Raw genomic sequence first — 16,188 nt, forward strand, 5'->3', positions numbered from 1 at the left:
GCTCATTCCTTCCGGCGCCGGGCCGGCCGACGAGCCGGCCGCTCTCGCTTCTCCACGGGCTCCTTGCGCTTCTCCCTCTTGGACTCTTCGTCGTCCTCGCCGCCTCCCTTGAGGGCGTCGGACAGCACCTCGGCGGCGCCGCTCAGAGCGCCCTTGGTCTTGCCGCGGGATCCGCCCTCGGTCACCTCGCCGACCAGGTCCGTGAGCTCCTGGGGCTTCTTGTTCCCGGCTTCGAGATCGAGGCGGTTGCAGGCTTCGGCGAAGCGCAGATAGGTGTCGACACTCGCGACGACGACCCGGGCATCGACCTTGAGGATCTCGATGCCCACCAACGACACACGCGCGAAGACATCGATGACCAGACCGCGGTCCAGAATCAGATCGAGAACGTCGTAGAGATTGCCGGTACCGCCTCCTCCAGCAGCCTGCGCGATGGTTCCTCCGCTTTGCGGCACCACAGTCACGGTGCCTCCCTTCGCCGGCTCACCCCGTCCAGCGGCAAGGCGGCCGTCTTGTTCACCTGGCGAACGGCACTGGTGGCGGCCCGGAACCTAGGCATGTGGGTCGATCTGTCCCCGGGTGTAGCGGCGGGTGCGCTCGTATGCCACCAATTCGCCCTCCTCGTCCAGCGTCACCCGGTAGCTCGCCATCACGCTGGTGGTCCCGGGGACACGTTCCAGCTCCAGGACTTCCACATCCGCCTGCCAGCCGGTCTCGGTCGGCTTCACGGCGGAGACGGACTCGGGCGCCCGCCCCAGAAGCTCTTGGAGCTGTTCAGCCGCGTACCGCATGGCCCGCGGCGCCGAAACGCGGCGGGCGGCGCGCTTCGTTTCACCATCGCTCGTTCGGCTGCCGGCCCGCGCCTCTCCGGCGCTGCTTTTCCTGACGGCCTTCTTGGCCGTTTTCTTGGCCGGCTTCTTGCTGGTCGGACGCCGGACTCGCGGTGTTTCGTCCTCTTCGCCTGCGGCCATGTTCCCTCTCCGGAATCGGAGACGACATGCTGCCCGCGCCACTTCACAAGGCGCCATTACATGATATACGGCGTGAGCTGGGCGCATCCGGACGGCATTCCGGCCGCGATGGCCGCCGGGCTGCGATGCCGCCGAGCGCACGTTGCCCGCGTACACCTTTATGACCCCCTGCTGCGATCCGCTACGCAACGTCGAGGGGCTCCACGACATGAGCGGCCGTTTCCCGGAGTGCTTGAGCGGCCGTTTCCCCCGATATCGGGCAGTCTTGAGATATGAGCATTCACAATCCGGATCCGGATCCGGACCGCACTCCAGGTCTCGAGCCTGGTGGCGGGGTGCCGCCGGGCGAAACCCCGCCGGGCGAGGACAGCACGGGCGCGGAAGCCGGCCCCCGCGGTGACCAGGCGAGGGGTTGGGGCAAGGGCCCGGTCATCATCCTTGCCGTCATCGTGCTGCTCTGCGCGGCGTTCTTCATCGCCTACGCGGTGATCGTCGCGCTCTGAGCGTGCCGCGGTGACCCGGTGTGGTGACCGGCGCTGCGACCTGCTGCGCTGACCCGGTGTGGTGATCTTGGCGCGGTCGGGCAGTGCCAAGATCAGGAATCCTGATCGTCCGGGTCGACGCCGGTGTAGGCCTCCGGGTCCCGGCCCCCGCTGGGACGGCGCGCGGGCCCCTTCGGGCCCATGTCCCGCAGCCCCTTGTCCTCGGTACTGGCTGCCCGCCGCTCGCCCCGGCGCGACTCACCAGTGGGGGGCCGTCCTCGCCATACGACGGGCTCTCGATGGACAAAATGTCCACGCCCCGCGGGTGCCCTGCGGCCGCACGCCGCCCGCGTCGGAGACTCTCGTAGCTCCAGGCTGAGGGCTCCGGGGACCGTCCGCATCTCCGTCCACGGGGACGGTGCCACCGTGGTCAGCCGTCGCTCTCCACCATCACCCTGACCGTGCTCAGCCGGGTGTCGACGGCATCCGGCACGTTCATTCCCGCCTCGATCCCCGAGCGCAGGTACTGGAGTACGGGTCCGGTGAGCACCTCGCCCGGCAGGACGGCGGGGATGCCGGGCGGATAGGGCGTGAGCATCTCGGCCGCCACGCGACCGGCGGCGCTGCTCGGGAACCTCGACCGTGGGGCCGGGCCGCAGATCCGACGCGGCGGCGGCAACGGCCTTGAGCGCCGTCAGCAGGACGCCCGTCGTCTCCTGGTCGTCGGCGTGGGTGAGCTGGGTGTTGATGCGGCGGTGGTCGGACAGATGCACGTCGACGTTCCGGTGCTCATGCAGCCAGTCCGCCACCTGGTAGCCCGTCGTACCGAGCCCGCTGACATCGATGACGACGGGCAGCGGGTCGAAGTCGTCCGCCAGTCCCGGCCCACAGAAGTCCGTGCGGTCGTGGACATGCAGACCGTCGATCTTCTCGATCTCCGCCCGTACCCGGGCCGCCAGACTCAGGTCCCGGTCCATCAGGTCCCGGCCGTGAGCAGAGCCGGGTCGATCAGATCGCCCTGCAGATGGAACAGACATCCGCACCCGCGTCCATCGCCCAGGTGGGCAGATCGGGGTGGAAGGGCAGATGCGCGCCCCATGCCTCGTCGACGATCAGCGGGCGGCCCCGGCGGTGGCATGTGTCCGCGATGGACCGGATATCCGCGCAGCTTCCGTACGGGGTCGGACTGGTGACCAGGGCACCCTTCGCATCCGGGTGGGCGGCGAAGGCCTGCTCGAAGTCGGCCGCCGACGGCGGGTGCGCCACGGAGAGCATCGCGGCCTTCATGGACAGGGAACTCCCGCAGGTCGAGAAGAACGTGTGGGAGGCGTGCACCGCGTCTGCCATCAGCTTCTCGGCGCGCTCCAGGACCCTGTTCCGGTTGCGGCGGTCGTCCAGGCCGCCGGAGGCGAGGACGTCTCCGTAGAAGACGGCATCGCCCAGCACGTCCCGGACCCGGGGATCAGCGCCCCGAGCCTGCTTGTGGCCGGGAGGACCGAACGGCAGCCGGGCCGATGTGCGGTACCGGGCGAGAGCTTCCAGTCCCGCGGAGGTCAGTGGTAGTTACACCAGGTTGATGGGCCATCAGCTCACCGTAGGATTTTCCGCTCGGCCGATGCACGATTCGGCGCCGAGGATCGCTATAGGTGCAGAGGATGCACAAGGCACCTCGGGGCGCAGCGGAACTTACGCGTCCCACCCGCCACAGGAGGGATTCCCGACTCCGTGAAGCTTCATCTCGTAGGACACCTGCTGACCGTGGCGCTCGCCGTGCGTGTCTTCGGCGGTGACGCCCTGGCGGCACTGCGCCGTCTGGCCGCCGCGGGTGTCTTGATGGGCCTGTCCGAGCTGCGCTGCCGGCGCATCGGCCGGGGAGACGAACTGTGACCAGGTCCCGTCGCGCCACCACCCTCCCCATGACCGAACTGCCCGCCGAATTCCGGGCCTTCCACCAGCTCTACCGCGGGGTGTACGTCCACTGGGCGGAGCTCTACCTCAGCAACCGGGCCGATGCCGAAGAAGCCGTCGACCAGGCATTTGAACAGCTCTACCTCGCGTGGTCCGACGTCCTGCAGCACGAGAACCCCAACGCGTACGCCTGGACGGTCGTCAAACACCGCACCATCGACTACGCCCGCGCCCGCGGCAAACGTCCCACCGTCGTCGACACCGCGGCCTTCGAAACCACCGCACTGCGCGACGCCGCCGACGAAATCGGCGCGCTCGAAGAGAGCCTGCACATCTACGAAGCCATCCGCGCGCTACCGGACCGCCAGCACGACACCATCGTCCTGCGCTACTGCCTGGGCTACACCGTCAGCGAAACCGCGGACATCCTCGGCGTCACCGAAGCCGGCGTGCGCTCCACCGTCCGCTACGCCCGCCACCGGCTCAAAGTCGCACTGGACCGCACCAAGGGGGAGGACAAGCGATGAGCGAGGCCATCGACCGCGCACTCGCCAAGGCCCGGCTGCCGCGCCGGTCCTACATCGACACCGAAGCGGCCGAGGCGCGCCTGACCGCCCGGATCACCCAGCGCGTCTGGCGCGGCGCGCTGACCTTCGACGACCAGATGGAACCCGTCCGCGCCGCGGCGGCCCGCGCACCGGAGCGGGCCGGACTCCCGCGCCGCCGTCACCACCAGCATCTGCGCACCCTGTGCGAGACGGTGGTCGCCAAGCAACTGCACAAGCTCAGCACGTTCTTGACCCGCAGCATCCTGGAACCGGACGGGGCGCGGGTGCTGGGCTGCGTGCTGCACCTGGCCAATCGCGCCGACAGCGCACAGTTCTGGTGGCAGTTCGCCGCCGGCGCGGGCGACACCGGCGCCGCCTGCTGCCTCTACCTGCACCACATGGCGCTCGGCGAAGAGCAGGAGGCGCAGCTCTGGTACGGCCAGGCGGCGATGGAGGTGCAGACCTCCCGCACCCCCGAGTGGGCCGACCGGCGGGACGTGCTGGCCGCCTTGCGCATTCTCGAACTGCTCCGTGAGAACAACGCCCACCGCTCCGCCGCCGCGACCGCGGTCATCGCCTACGTACCCGATGCCCTCGGCTTCGTCGACGACGTCGAACTCCCCCTGCCCGACGCGGACTTCGCCAGCCGGATCGAGGAACTCACCGCCTGCGACTAGCTTCGTCCGGTGTCCATCCGGCGGGGGGTTCGGTTCCGTTCGGATCATCTCGGCTCAGGTGTGGAGCGCGTGCCCGACTGTCGCGTCCACATGGTCGGGGATCTCGTCGTGGCGGTCGCCCACCGTCGATGTTCCGGTGGGCTCGAACAGCAGGATGGCCGCGCCGGACGGAGCGTACGGCTTGTGTTCGATGCCCCGGGGGACGGTGAAGACCGCACCTCGTGGGAGCAGGACCGTGCGCTCTCCGGTGGGTTCGCGCAGGGAGATGTGCAGCTCTCCGTCGAGCACCAGGAAGAACTCGTCGGTGTCGTCGTGGACGTGCCAGATGTGCTCGCCCTCGACCTTGGCGATGCGGACGTCGTAGTCGTTGACGCGGGTGACGATGCGGGGGCTCCACAGGGCGTCGAACGAGGCCAGAGCCTTGCCGAGGGGGATGGGTTCGTTGCTCATGGGCTCATCCTCGGCCGTTTCGCACGGTCGGCGTGAGTGCTAGAAATCGCATATGGCGAAAGAATCCTCGCAGACGGGTACCAGGACCGGGCAACGGTCGACGGGCGTACCCCGCGTCGTCGTGATCGTGGACGAGAACTCGAACCCCTTCGAGCTCGGCTGCGCGACCGAGGTCTTCGGTCTGCGCAGGCCCGAGATCGGCCGTGAGCTCTACGACTTCAGGCTCTGCTCGCCCGAGCCCCGCACCCTGATGCGGGACGGATTCTTCACGCTCACCGGAGTCGCCGGCCTCGAAGCGGCCGATGCCGCGGACACGCTGATCGTCCCCAACCGCCCCGACGTCGAGGTGCCCCGCCGGCCGGCCGTACTCGATGCCGTCCGACGGGCGCACGCGCGTGGTGCGCGCCTGGTCGGGTTCTGCAGCGGCGCCTTCACCCTGGCCGAGGCCGGAGTCCTCGACGGGCGCCGGGCCACCGCGCACTGGCAGTGGGCGGATTCCTTCCGGGCCCGCTTCCCTTCCGTCCGGCTCGAATCGGATGTGCTGTTCGTGGACGACGGCGACATCCTGACCGCTGCGGGGAGTGCGGCCGCGCTCGACCTCGGACTGCATGTGGTCCGCCGCGACTACGGCGCGGAGATCGCCAACTCCGTGAGCCGGCGACTGGTCTTCGCGGCGCACCGGGACGGCGGGCAGCGGCAGTTCGTGGAGCGCCCCATGCCCGAACCGCCCGACGCGTCCCTGGCGCCTGTCCTGGCCTGGGCCCAGGAACGGTTGGACGCACCGCTCAGCGTGTCGGACCTCGCGGCGCGGGCGGCGGTCAGTCCGGCGACGCTGCATCGCCGCTTCCAGGCGCAACTGGGGACGACACCGCTGGCGTGGCTCACGGGCCAACGACTCGCCCTGGCATGCCGGTTGATCGAGGGGGGCGAGTCGCGCTTCGCGGTGGTCGCCCGACGCAGCGGGCTGGGCACCTCTGCCAACCTGCGCGCGCTGATGCGCCGCGAAACCGGCATCACCCCCTCGGCATACCGGCGCCGGTTCGGACCCGAGGTGAGCTGACGGCGGCTCATCCCCTCCCCGTACCGCCCCGGATCCGTGCCGTCCGCTTCCGTGCGCCCCGCATCCTGTCCGCGCGCCCCTGCACCAGGGGAGCAAGCCAGGTGCGCGATGGGCACGCTCACCGCGCACCTGGCAGAGCTCGGTCACAGGAGGTAGTACATGGCCACACCGCACGCGATCCGACGCAGGGCACTCCGGAGGGTGGGCGCACTGGCGTCCGGAGTGCTGCTGTGCGCCGGGCTGGCGATGCCCGCCGCCACTCCGGCGGTGGCCGACACGGGGGACCTGACCTGTAGTGGGAGTGCCGATCTGAACTTCTCCCCGTCCCTCACACCCGGTGGAACCGCGGACGTTTCCGGCTCGGGACACCTGTCCAACTGCAGCTCCCTCACTGGCCGGCAGCTCACGTCGGCCTCCATCGAGCCCGCGGGCGTGGCGACCGCCGCGGAGGCGCCGTGCTCCGCCTTGTTCTCGGTGGACGGGACCGGCACATTCGTCTGGAACGACGGCACCACGAGCGAATTCGACTTCACCATCAACACCGACCCCCTCAACGGCCTGCCCGCCTTCAGCGCCGAGGTCACCAGCGGCCCGCTGGCGGGTGACACCATCACCGCGGCGCCCCTCGTGGCCACCGTCAACCTGGACTGCGCAACCAAGGGCCTTACGACCTTCTCCACCACCCTCTCGGCGCTGACCTTCACCTGAGCGACCCCGCCCGCCCCGTGCCACGGTCCCGATGCGAGGGGCCGTAGCACGGGGCTTTTCGGCAGGTGCGAACCGCGCCGGGCGACGTAACCTACGGCCGCATGACCGAACACCCTCTTGAGCTGCTCAGGGAGCAGCCGCGCCTGGCCGAGCCGGCCGCGTTCACCTTCGACTTCGACCTCCGTCGTGCCGAGCACGGCGAGGAGGTCCGGCTCGCCTCCGGGGCCACGCTGGAGGCGATAGCCGGGGACGACACGGGCGGCACCTTCTTCCTCTGCGGTGGCGGCGGGGTGCTCTACGCGTCGTCGGACGGACAGGCGGGGCTGCTCGGCGACAGCGTGACCGAGGCACTGGAGGTGATCGTCGGGCTGCCCGGCTGGCAGGACTACGTCCATCTCGCGCCGGAGGACGGCGAGGAGCGGCTGCTCGCCGAGATCGCCGAGGTGGAGGACGCGATCCGCGCCTCCTACGGCCCCGATCTCGATGCCCAGCGTGCCGAGTTGCGCGCCGGGCTCGGCCTCCCCGAGCGTTCCCCCGTCGAGCTGATCGCCCGGCTGCACGGCGCGCTGCTGCGCACCGAACCGGACCATCTCCTGCTCACCGCCGAGGAGTTGCTGGCGTACCGACTGCTCGACGAGAGGCTGCGCACACCGCTGCGGGACGTCGTCCTCGCGGCCGGCCTGCCCCTGCCCGAGGGCCCTCCGGGGGCCGACGGCTCCGGCCAGGACCCGGCGGACGAGCCGAAGCCGACCTCGGACGAGAGGGAGTCGACCTCGCACGAGTCGGAGCTGACCTGGGTGCGGCTGGCCCGCGACCAGGGCCTCACGGAGCATGCGCGGGTCGCGCTGATCCGCATGCTCGACGACACGGGACCGGACGCGAAACGGCTCAGCGTCCTCAGCGACGAGCTGGCACTCCTCGGCGACTTCGCCCAGGCGGCTCGGGCCCGGCGCGAGGTGGTGTCGCTCCAGGACACGGCATGGGACCGTGCCAGGGAGGGCCGCACCCTGGCAATGCTGGAGAGAAGCGCGGGCGACCTGGCGGCCGCATGGCGGACGTTGCGGCAGATCCGGCACGTACTCGGCATCGACAAGCCCGCACCCGAGCCCACCGGCCAGTGGGAACAGCTCGGCATCCCCCTCGCGGTCGAGCCGCCGGAGAAGGACCCGATGGCGTGGCAGTGGCACCGGCGCGGCCTCGGACGGATGATCACCGAGGAGCACCTCCGGCTCGTCCTCGCCGCCGTGGAGGCCGGTGACCCGGACTTCGCCCGCGAGGTCATGGCGCACGGCGCCAGGCTTCTCAAGCTGATCGGCAAGTTCCGCAAGGAGATGGGCACCCTGCCCCAGGACGCGAAATGGGCCGTCGCCAGGCTCAAGGGCTAGGGCCCGGCCATGCCCCATCGGACACGCCCCAGGGGGCGTGTCCGACCGTCACCGGGACGGCTCGCGGTACGGCGCGTTGTGCTGGGCGTGTGCGAGGAAGGAACGGGCCGGGCGGCTCAGCGCCCGGCGGGGGTGCACGATGCCGACCGGGCGGAGCAGCGCCGGGGTGAAGGAGCGGATCTCGGCGCGCGAGCCGAAGGTGCGCAACGCCATCTCGCGGTACCAGATCAGTGAGCCGTGACCGCTGAGCACGCTCGCCAGCCAAGCCAGCCGTTCGTCCACCTCCAGCGCGGCCACCGGGCGCACACCCAGCCGGCTGAACATGGACTCCAGCTCGGTGCGTCTGCCGGTGCCTCTGGTGGGCAGCACCAGCGGCAGGCCGTCCAGCCGGCGGACCGGGAACGGGTCGGGGAGGCCGGAGCCGGGCGGCGAGACGAGGACGACGTCGCGCTCCTGGAGGTGGTGGGTGGACAGGTCCTGGTCCACCGGCAGGTCCACCAGGCCGAGTTCGGCCGTGCCGTCGACCAGCGACTGCACCAGCGCCTCGCGGCTGTCGTGCTGGAGCAACCGGATGTCGACCCAGGGGTGGCGGGCGGTGAAGGCGGGCAGCAGATCCGCCGCGAGGTCGATGGCGAGGGTGGGGGTGGCGACGACGCACAGCCGCTCACGGGCCCGGCCGCCGTGGCCGGTGCCGATGTCCTCGATCGCGTTGACCGCGTCCAGGACCGTACGGGCCAGGCGCACCACCCGCGCACCCTCGGGCGTCAGCTCGACGCCCCGGCCCTTGCGGGTCACCAACTCCACATCCAAATCGCGCTCCAGAGCCTGCACGGCCCGGGACAGCGCGGGCTGGGCGACGTAGACGGCGGCGGCCGCTGCGGTGATGGACCGGCAGTCCGCGACCGCGACGAGATAACGCAGTTGCTGGAGGGTGAGCGCCATGGGCGGACGGTAGCCCCGGCAGGGTGAACCCGTAAGGGAAAGGGAGCGTCGGCGGGGCGGGGCGTGTCCGCCGGGGCAGCCGGCGAGACCGGGTCGGCACCGTCCCCATGCCGGGCGGGCATGGCTCGTGGGTGAGCGGAGGCCGCGAGGGGTACCCGGCAGGCGGCGGGGCGGAGGGCGTGTGCGCAGGTCGGGGGCGGTGTGCGGAGGGCGCGAGGGCGTCCGGTCGGGGCCGCCGCGCCGTCCACAGCTCCAGCGCGGCTCCAACTCCCCTTGCTGACACCGGCGTTGACAGTGCAAGGGGTCGGCCGCACGATGCGACGCGCCTCCCCCCGAAGCCGGCAGCCGGTCGCCTCCCCCTAGACAAGGAGCTGAGTCCCCATGAAGCCGATGAGACCGATCAAACCGATGAAACCGATCCAACCGGTGCAGCAGACGAAGACGAGGAAGCAGCCGGTGAAGCCGAGGAAGCCCTCGGCCGTCCGCCGGCGCAGAGCGCTCGCCGCGACGTTCGGCGCGCTCGGCCTGATCGTCGTGGCCACCACAGCCGAGGCCCGCAGCACCACAGTCGAGACCCGCAGCACCACGGCCGCGCTGCCGTCCTACGACCATGTGGTGGTCGTCGTCTTCGAGAACAAGCAGTATCGGCAGATCATCGGCAGCTCCAACGCGCCCTACATCAACCAGCTCGCCCAGGGCGGCGCGAGCCTGACCGCCATGAAGGCGCTGACGCACCCCAGCCAGCCGAACTACTTCAACCTCTTCTCCGGCGCCACCCAGGGCATCACCGGCGACGGCTGCTACACCCCGCAGTCGAAGGACGCGGCCAACCTCGGTCAGGAGCTGATCGCCGCCGGGAAGACCTTCGCCAGCTATAACGAGGACCTGCCGAACGAGGGGTCCACCACCTGCAGCAGCGGCAAGTACGCGCAGAAGCACAACCCGTGGTTCGCGTTCAAGAACGTCCCGCTCAACACCGGCAAGACCTTCGGGCAGTTCCCGAAGACCGACTTCAGCCAGCTGCCGAACGTGTCCTTCGTGGTCCCGAACCTGTGCAACGACATGCACGACTGCGCGGTGGGCAGCGGAGACACCTGGGTCAAGAACAATCTCGACGGATACGCCCAGTGGGCCAAGGCCAACAACAGCCTGCTGATGCTGACCTGGGACGAGGACAACTACCTGGGCTCCAACCAGATCGCGACCGTGTTCTACGGCGCCCATGTCAAACAGGGTGGCAGCGCCGGCGGCGCATACAACCACTACAGCCTGCTGCGGACCCTGGAGGACCTCTACGGCACCGGGCACGCGGGCAACGCGGCCACCGCGACCCCCGTCACCGAGGTCTTCGACACCGCGTCCTGACCGACGCGGGACGACCAGGAGCGCAGGAGCACTGGAGCACAAGAGCACAGGAGGAGACGGCCGTGTATCTCTCGTCCAGTCGTGCCGCCGACAGCATCGACACGGGCAGCATCAAAACAGGCAGCGTCGACACCGGCCGCGGCAACGCCATCGGCAGAAACGTCGTCGCGCTCGGACTGGTCAGCATGGTCACGGACGTCTCCTCGGAGATGGTCACCGCCGTCCTGCCGCTCTATCTGGTCGTCGGCCTCGGTGTGTCCCCGCTCGCCTTCGGCCTGCTCGACGGCGTCTACCAGGGCGTCACCGCGCTGGTCCGGCTCGTGGGCGCGCACACCGCGGACCGCACCCGGCGCCGCAAACCCGTCGCGGGCGTCGGCTACGCACTCTCCGCCGCCTGCAAACTCGGCCTGCTCGCCGTCACCACCCCCTGGGGCATCGGCGTCGTCCTGGCCGCCGACCGCACCGGCAAGGGACTGCGCACCGCCCCGCGCGACGCGCTGATCTCGCTGTCCGCCGGCCCCGAAGCGCAGGGCCGCGCCTTCGGAGTGCACCGCACCCTGGACACCGCGGGCGCCCTCTTCGGCCCGCTCGCCGCCTTCGCCGTCCTGTGGGCCGCCCGCGACGGATACGAGGCCGTCTTCCAGGTCAGCTTCTGCTGCGCGGCGTTCGGCGTGCTGCTGCTCGCCCTGTACGTCCGCGAGCCGGCCGCACAGTCCCCGCACGTCGACCCGGCCCGCCGCCCGGGTGCCGTACTCACGCTCCGCACCCTCGCCCGCACCCGGGGCGTTCCCCGCCTCGGCCTGGCCGCCGCGCTGCTCGGCGCCGCCACGATCGGCGACGCCTTCCTCTATCTCGTACTCCAGCGTCAACTCGCCCTCGACGCCCGGTGGTTCCCCCTGCTGCCGGTCGGTACCGCGGCGGCCTTCCTGCTGCTCGCCCTCCCGATCGGCCGCCTCGCGGACCGCGTGGGCCGCATCCGCGTTCTGCTCGCCGGCCATGGCGCCCTGCTCGCCGCATACCTCCTGCTGCTCCTCACGAACGTCGTCTCCCCACTGCCCCTCGCCATCGCGCTGTTCGTCCTGCTGGGTGCCTTCTACGCCGCCACCGACGGGGTGCTGGCGGCCGCCGCCGCCCCGCTGCTGCCGCCGGCCCTGCGGGCGAGCGGCCTCGCCCTCGTCCAGACCGGCCAGGCGGCGGCCCGCTTCGCCGCCGCGGCCCTGTTCGGGCTGGTCTGGACCCTCACCGGGCCCACCACCGCGCTGACCGCGGCGGTGACCGCGCTGACCATGGCCGTATGCGCCTCCCTGTGGCTGCTGCGCCCAGGGAAGAAAGGGTGAACCATGCGCCACCGCGCGACACTTCTCACCGTCGTCACTGCCCTGCTGGCCACCACCGCCTTCCTCGCCGTCGATCGCGCAGCCGACCGTGCGGCCGATCGCGAACGGCCGCACACCGGCCAACCGGCAATTCAGCGAGGGGAGTTGGACCTGCGTCGGCCCGGCCGCCTGGTCTTCAGGAGCCTGGCATGGGGTCCGCAGCGCGACCGGCTCGCCACCGTCCCGCTCACCGCCCCCGGCGGCCCGCGCACCGCGGCGCCCCGCGACTGCCTCCGCTTCCACGCCGCGGCGGGCACCGGAATCTGTCTGCGGAAGAAGAGCGGTGTGATCCCCGGGCACGAAGCCGTGCTGCTGGACGCGCGGGGCCGGGCCGTGCGCCACTTCCCGGTGCCCGGTATCCCCACCCGCGCCCGCGTCTCGCCCAGCGGTCGGCTCGTCGCCTGGACCGTGTTCGTCAGCGGCGATTCGTACGCGGGCGGCGCCTTCTCCACCCGCACCGCGGTCTACGACACCCGCACCGGCACCCTCCACGACACCCTGGAGGATTTCACCGTCCTGGTGAACGGCCGCCGCCATCAGGCCGTCGACCACAACTTCTGGGGCGTCACCTTCGCCGCCGACGACAACACCTACTACGCCACCCTCGGCACCGGAGGCCGCACCTATCTGGTCCGCGGCGACCTGGCCCGCCGGTCCCTGACCACGGTCCGCGAGAACGCCGAGTGCCCCTCCCTCTCCCCGGACGGCACCCGCATCGCCTTCAAGAAGCGGATACGGCCCCAGGGAGCCGACGCGCCCTGGCGGCTGTACGTCCTCGACCTGCGCAGCGGGCGCGAGACACCGCTCGCGGAACGGGCCAGCGTGGACGACCAGGCGCTGTGGCTGGACGGGCGCACCCTCCTGTACGCGCTGCCCGGCGACTTCGGCGCCGACCTGTGGTCGGTCCCCGCGAACGGCGGAGGCCACCCCCGCAAGGAGGTGGCCTCCGCCGTGTCGCCCGCCGTCACAGGGCCGGTCAGCGCCTCCGCACCAGCGGGAACGGCAGCGTCTCGCGGATCGACAGCCCGGTGAGGAACATGACGAGGCGGTCCACACCGATTCCCAGACCGCCCGTGGGCGGCATCGCGTACTCCAGGGCCTGGAGGAAGTCCTCGTCCAGCTCCATCGCCTCCGGGTCGCCGCCCGCCGCCAGCAGCGACTGGGCGGTGAGCCGCCGCCGCTGCTCCACGGGGTCGGTCAGCTCCGAATAGGCGGTGCCCAGTTCGGTGCCGAAGGCGACCAGGTCCCAGCGCTCGGCGAGCCGCGGGTCCTTGCGGTGCTGACGGGTCAGCGGCGAGACATCGGTGGGGAAGTCCTTGTAGAACGTCGGCAGCGTGGTCTTCTCCTCGACCAGCCGCTCATACATCTCCAGGACGATGTCACCGCGCCCCATCTCCGGCTTCACCGGCACCGAGGACCGCTGGCACAGCCGCCGCAGCACATCAGGCCCGGTGTCCGCGTCGACCTCCTCGCCGAGCGCCTCCGAGATCGCGCCGTAGACGGTCTTGACCGGCCACAGCCCGGAGATGTCGTGCTCGACCAGCCGCCCGTCGGCGTCCGCCTTGCGCGCCGTCGCGCTGCCGAACGCCGCGACCGCCGCCCCCTGGATCAGCTCCCGGGTCAGATCGAGCATCACGTCGTAGTCGGCGAACGCCTGGTACGCCTCCAGCATCGTGAACTCGGGGTTGTGCTTGTACGAGATGCCCTCGTTGCGGAAGGTCCGGCCCATCTCGAAGACCTTCTCCATACCGCCCACACACAGCCGCTTGAGATACAGCTCCGGTGCGATACGCAGGTACAGGTCCAGGTCGTAGGCGTTGATGTGGGTGTGGAACGGCCGGGCGTTGGCGCCGCCGTGGATCTGCTGGAGCATCGGCGTCTCGACCTCCAGATAGCCCCGGTCGATCAGGCCCTGCCGCAGCGCCTGCACGGCCGTGCTGCGCGCCCGCACCGTCTCCCGTGCGTCCGGTGAGACGACGAGGTCCACATACCGCTGGCGGACCTTGGCCTCCGGGTCGGACAGACCGCGCCGCTTGTCCGGCAGCGGACGCAGGCACTTGGCCGTCAGCCGCCACTGCGACACGAACACCGTCAGCTCACCGCGGTCGCTCGCGCCGACCTCGCCCTCGGCCTCGACATGGTCACCCAGGTCGATGTCCGAGCCGAACCGCTCCAGGGTCTCCGCCCCGCTGCCGTCCCGCGTCAGCGCGATCTGCAGATCGCCCGACCAGTCCCGCAGCACCGCGAAGTGCACCCCGCCGTGGTCCCGGGTGAGCAGCACCCGCCCGGCGACGCTGACGACCTTGCCGGTACGGGCCCCGGGCTTCAGCTCGGGGTGCTCGTCGCGGACCTGGCCCAGGGTGTGCGTACGCTCCACGCCCACCGGATACGGGTCGGTGCCGTCCGCGCGCAGCCGCTCCAGCTTGTGGTGGCGCACCCGCACCTGCTCGGGCAGCGCGGCCAGCTCCTGCTCGCGCCGCTCCTCCTCGGTGACCGGGACGTGCACCAGGCCGAGTTCGTGCAGCGACGGCAGGCCCGCGGTGCTCGCCGGGGCCAGCACCTTCTTCTTGTGGCCCTTGCCCCACAGCTTGCCCAGGCTCGGCACGGCCACGAAGCCCTCGGCGATACCGGAGGCCAGACCGATCCGGGCGAGCGCCCCGGCGTCCGCGTAGCACAGGAACCGGGGGTACCACTCGGGGTTGTACTTGGCGTTGGACCGGTAGAGGGCCTCCAGCTGCCACCACTTCGAGAAGAACAGCAGCAGCCTGCGCCAGAACTTCAGCACCGGTCCCGCGCCGATCCGGGCGCCTTCCTCGAAGGCCGAGCGGAAGACCGCGAAGTTCAGCGAGATCCTGCGCACCCCGAACGAGCCGGCCTGTGCGCACAGCTCGGCGACCATGAACTCCATGACGCCGTTGGGCGCGCTGCGGTCGCGCCGCATCACGTCCAGCGAGATGCCGTCCTTGCCCCACGGCACGAAGGACAGCAGCGCGATCATGTTGCCGTCGCCGTCGAACGCCTCGGCCAGCAGGCAGTCGCCGTCCTCCTCGTCGCCGAGCCGGTCCAGCGCCATCGAGAAGCCGCGCTCGGTCTCGGTGTCCCGCCAGGCGTCGGCCCGGTGGATGACTTCCTGCATCTCCTCGTCGGAGAGCGCCGAGTGCCGGCGTACCCGGAAGGTGGCGCCGGCCCGCTGCACACGGTTGACGGCCTGTCGGGTCACCCGCATCTCGCGGCCGTCCAGGTCGAAGCCCGCGACATGCAGGATCGCCTCGTCGCCGAGCTGCAGCGCGCCGAGGCCGCTGCGGGCGAACGCCTTGGCGCCGTCCTCGCTGGCGCCCATCACGGCGGGCTGCCAGCCGTACCGTCCGGCGACCTCCAGCCAGGCTTCGATGGCCGGCGTCCAGGCCTCCCGGTCGCCGACCGGGTCGCCGCTGGCCAGGCAGACGCCGGCCTCGACGCGGTAGGTGACGGCGGCCTTGCCGCTGGGGGAGAAGACCACGGCCTTGTCGCGGCGGGTGGCGAAGTAGCCCAGCGAGTCCTGGCTGCCGTAGCGGGACAGCAGAGCCCGGATGCGGGACTCCTCGTCGCCGTGCAGCGCGGCTTCCATCCGCTGCGAACGGAACAGCGCGGCGGCGGCGTTCAGCAGCGCCAGCGCGCCCAGCAGACCGAGGACGGTGCTGATCCAGTGCGGCGGATGGCCCTCGACGATCCGGCCGCCGACCAGCCCGCCGCAGACGCGGTTGGCGGCCCACAGCAGCCGGTTCGCGCCGCCGGCCTCCAGCGTCCCCGGGGCGAGCGACACCAGGCCCCAGCCGATCAGCACGGCCACCACGAGCCCGGCGGCCAGCACCCCGGCGGCCCGCAGGAACGCGCCGCGCCGGGTGATGGCGTAGAACTCGCGGTGCGAGACGAGCAGCAGCACCAGCGCTCCGGTGCACAGGACCAGGGAGAACGCGAACTCCCAGTATCCGGCGGCGAGGAACAGTGCGTCCGCCAGCGTGACCAGCAGCATGTAGGCCACGACGAACCACAGGGCGACCCGTTTGCGCGCGGTCATCGCCGCGGCCAGCAGGAAGAGGAACGCCGCATAGGCGAAGTTCGGCGCCACGGGGATGGTGAGGGTGTCCAGCCAGTAGATCACCGGGTGGAGCCCGCGCCGCAAGGGCCCGATCAGCGCCGTCAGGGCACAGAACAGCCCCAATACGCTGAAGATGATGGCGAAGCCATTGGGGACGCGGCGCTTGAAGCGCTGCCACCCCGTAAGTTGATCCTGGTCCTGCACGGTGCTCATTCCGTCACATTAGGCTCTGAAAAGG

The 16,188-nt window shown here is 71.0% G+C and carries 15 protein-coding genes and 1 pseudogene; 10 read left to right on the forward strand and 6 right to left on the reverse strand.

What is annotated here, in order from left to right; translation table 11 throughout:
* Positions 1-2 precede the first annotated feature (2 nt).
* On the reverse strand, positions 3-464 hold the full coding sequence (locus FCH28_RS00395) for a gas vesicle structural protein GvpA (protein ID WP_187363733.1): 462 nt from the start codon (positions 462-464) through the stop codon (positions 3-5).
* 87 nt (positions 465-551) lie between these two features.
* A complete protein-coding gene (locus tag FCH28_RS00400; RefSeq protein WP_136737637.1) occupies positions 552-971 on the reverse strand; it encodes a gas vesicle protein GvpO in 420 nt (139 codons plus the stop codon).
* 272 nt (positions 972-1,243) lie between these two features.
* On the opposite strand from FCH28_RS00400, the gene FCH28_RS00405 reads away from it, so the two are divergent.
* On the forward strand, positions 1,244-1,474 hold the full coding sequence (locus tag FCH28_RS00405) for a DUF6480 family protein (protein ID WP_136737638.1): 231 nt from the start codon (positions 1,244-1,246) through the stop codon (positions 1,472-1,474).
* A 409-nt stretch (positions 1,475-1,883) separates the two neighbouring features.
* Here FCH28_RS00405 and FCH28_RS00410 read toward each other — a convergent pair.
* Positions 1,884-3,010: pseudogene (locus FCH28_RS00410) on the reverse strand (aminotransferase class I/II-fold pyridoxal phosphate-dependent enzyme).
* 168 nt (positions 3,011-3,178) lie between these two features.
* On the opposite strand from FCH28_RS00410, the gene FCH28_RS37865 reads away from it, so the two are divergent.
* Genes FCH28_RS37865 through FCH28_RS00420 form a run of 3 tightly spaced genes read left to right on the forward strand, consistent with a single transcriptional unit; the run spans position 3,179 to position 4,586 of the window.
* Positions 3,179-3,340: a hypothetical protein gene (locus tag FCH28_RS37865; protein ID WP_169314009.1), complete on the forward strand. Its 162-nt coding sequence runs from the start codon at positions 3,179-3,181 to the stop codon at positions 3,338-3,340.
* The gene (locus FCH28_RS00415) at positions 3,337-3,888 is read left to right on the forward strand and encodes an RNA polymerase sigma factor (protein WP_342781551.1); all 552 of its coding nucleotides are present in this window, start codon (positions 3,337-3,339) and stop codon (positions 3,886-3,888) included. The genes FCH28_RS37865 and FCH28_RS00415 overlap by 4 nt, the downstream gene beginning before the upstream one ends.
* Complete coding sequence (locus FCH28_RS00420) at positions 3,885-4,586, forward strand: hypothetical protein (protein ID WP_136737639.1); 702 nt, start codon at positions 3,885-3,887, stop codon at positions 4,584-4,586. The genes FCH28_RS00415 and FCH28_RS00420 overlap by 4 nt, the downstream gene beginning before the upstream one ends.
* A 54-nt stretch (positions 4,587-4,640) precedes the next feature.
* Here the strand turns inward: FCH28_RS00420 and FCH28_RS00425 are convergent, their stop codons facing one another.
* Complete coding sequence (locus tag FCH28_RS00425) at positions 4,641-5,036, reverse strand: cupin domain-containing protein (RefSeq protein WP_136737640.1); 396 nt, start codon at positions 5,034-5,036, stop codon at positions 4,641-4,643.
* 52 nt (positions 5,037-5,088) lie between these two features.
* On the opposite strand from FCH28_RS00425, the gene FCH28_RS00430 reads away from it, so the two are divergent.
* The 3 genes from FCH28_RS00430 to FCH28_RS00440 all read left to right on the forward strand — a co-directional run bounded on the left by FCH28_RS00430 (position 5,089) and on the right by FCH28_RS00440 (position 8,189).
* A complete protein-coding gene (locus FCH28_RS00430) occupies positions 5,089-6,096 on the forward strand; it encodes a GlxA family transcriptional regulator (protein WP_136737641.1) in 1,008 nt (335 codons plus the stop codon).
* A gap of 159 nt (positions 6,097-6,255) precedes the next feature.
* Entirely contained in the window at positions 6,256-6,804 is a 549-nt protein-coding gene (locus FCH28_RS00435; protein WP_136737642.1) for a hypothetical protein, read from the forward strand.
* Positions 6,805-6,905: 101 nt separating this feature from the next.
* Positions 6,906-8,189: a hypothetical protein gene (locus tag FCH28_RS00440; RefSeq protein WP_136737643.1), complete on the forward strand. Its 1,284-nt coding sequence runs from the start codon at positions 6,906-6,908 to the stop codon at positions 8,187-8,189.
* Between the two features lie 48 nt (positions 8,190-8,237).
* Here the strand turns inward: FCH28_RS00440 and FCH28_RS00445 are convergent, their stop codons facing one another.
* Complete coding sequence (locus tag FCH28_RS00445; RefSeq protein ID WP_136737644.1) at positions 8,238-9,131, reverse strand: LysR family transcriptional regulator; 894 nt, start codon at positions 9,129-9,131, stop codon at positions 8,238-8,240.
* A 381-nt stretch (positions 9,132-9,512) separates the two neighbouring features.
* Here FCH28_RS00445 and FCH28_RS00450 point away from each other — a divergent pair, with 381 nt between their 5' ends.
* The 3 genes from FCH28_RS00450 to FCH28_RS00460 all read left to right on the forward strand — a co-directional run bounded on the left by FCH28_RS00450 (position 9,513) and on the right by FCH28_RS00460 (position 12,904).
* Entirely contained in the window at positions 9,513-10,496 is a 984-nt protein-coding gene (locus FCH28_RS00450) for an alkaline phosphatase family protein (protein ID WP_246102195.1), read from the forward strand.
* A 62-nt stretch (positions 10,497-10,558) separates the two neighbouring features.
* On the forward strand, positions 10,559-11,833 hold the full coding sequence (locus FCH28_RS00455; RefSeq protein ID WP_425471853.1) for an MFS transporter: 1,275 nt from the start codon (positions 10,559-10,561) through the stop codon (positions 11,831-11,833).
* 3 nt (positions 11,834-11,836) lie between these two features.
* Positions 11,837-12,904 carry a TolB family protein gene (locus FCH28_RS00460; RefSeq protein ID WP_136737645.1) on the forward strand — a complete coding sequence of 356 codons (1,068 nt, stop codon included), beginning with the start codon at positions 11,837-11,839 and terminating at the stop codon, positions 12,902-12,904.
* Here FCH28_RS00460 and lysX read toward each other — a convergent pair.
* Entirely contained in the window at positions 12,849-16,163 is a 3,315-nt protein-coding gene (gene lysX, locus FCH28_RS00465; RefSeq protein WP_136737646.1) for a bifunctional lysylphosphatidylglycerol synthetase/lysine--tRNA ligase LysX, read from the reverse strand. The genes FCH28_RS00460 and lysX overlap by 56 nt on opposite strands.
* Positions 16,164-16,188: the final 25 nt, after the last annotated feature.

The organism is Streptomyces piniterrae, from assembly GCF_005048155.1.
Lineage (GTDB): Bacteria > Actinomycetota > Actinomycetes > Streptomycetales > Streptomycetaceae > Streptomyces > Streptomyces piniterrae.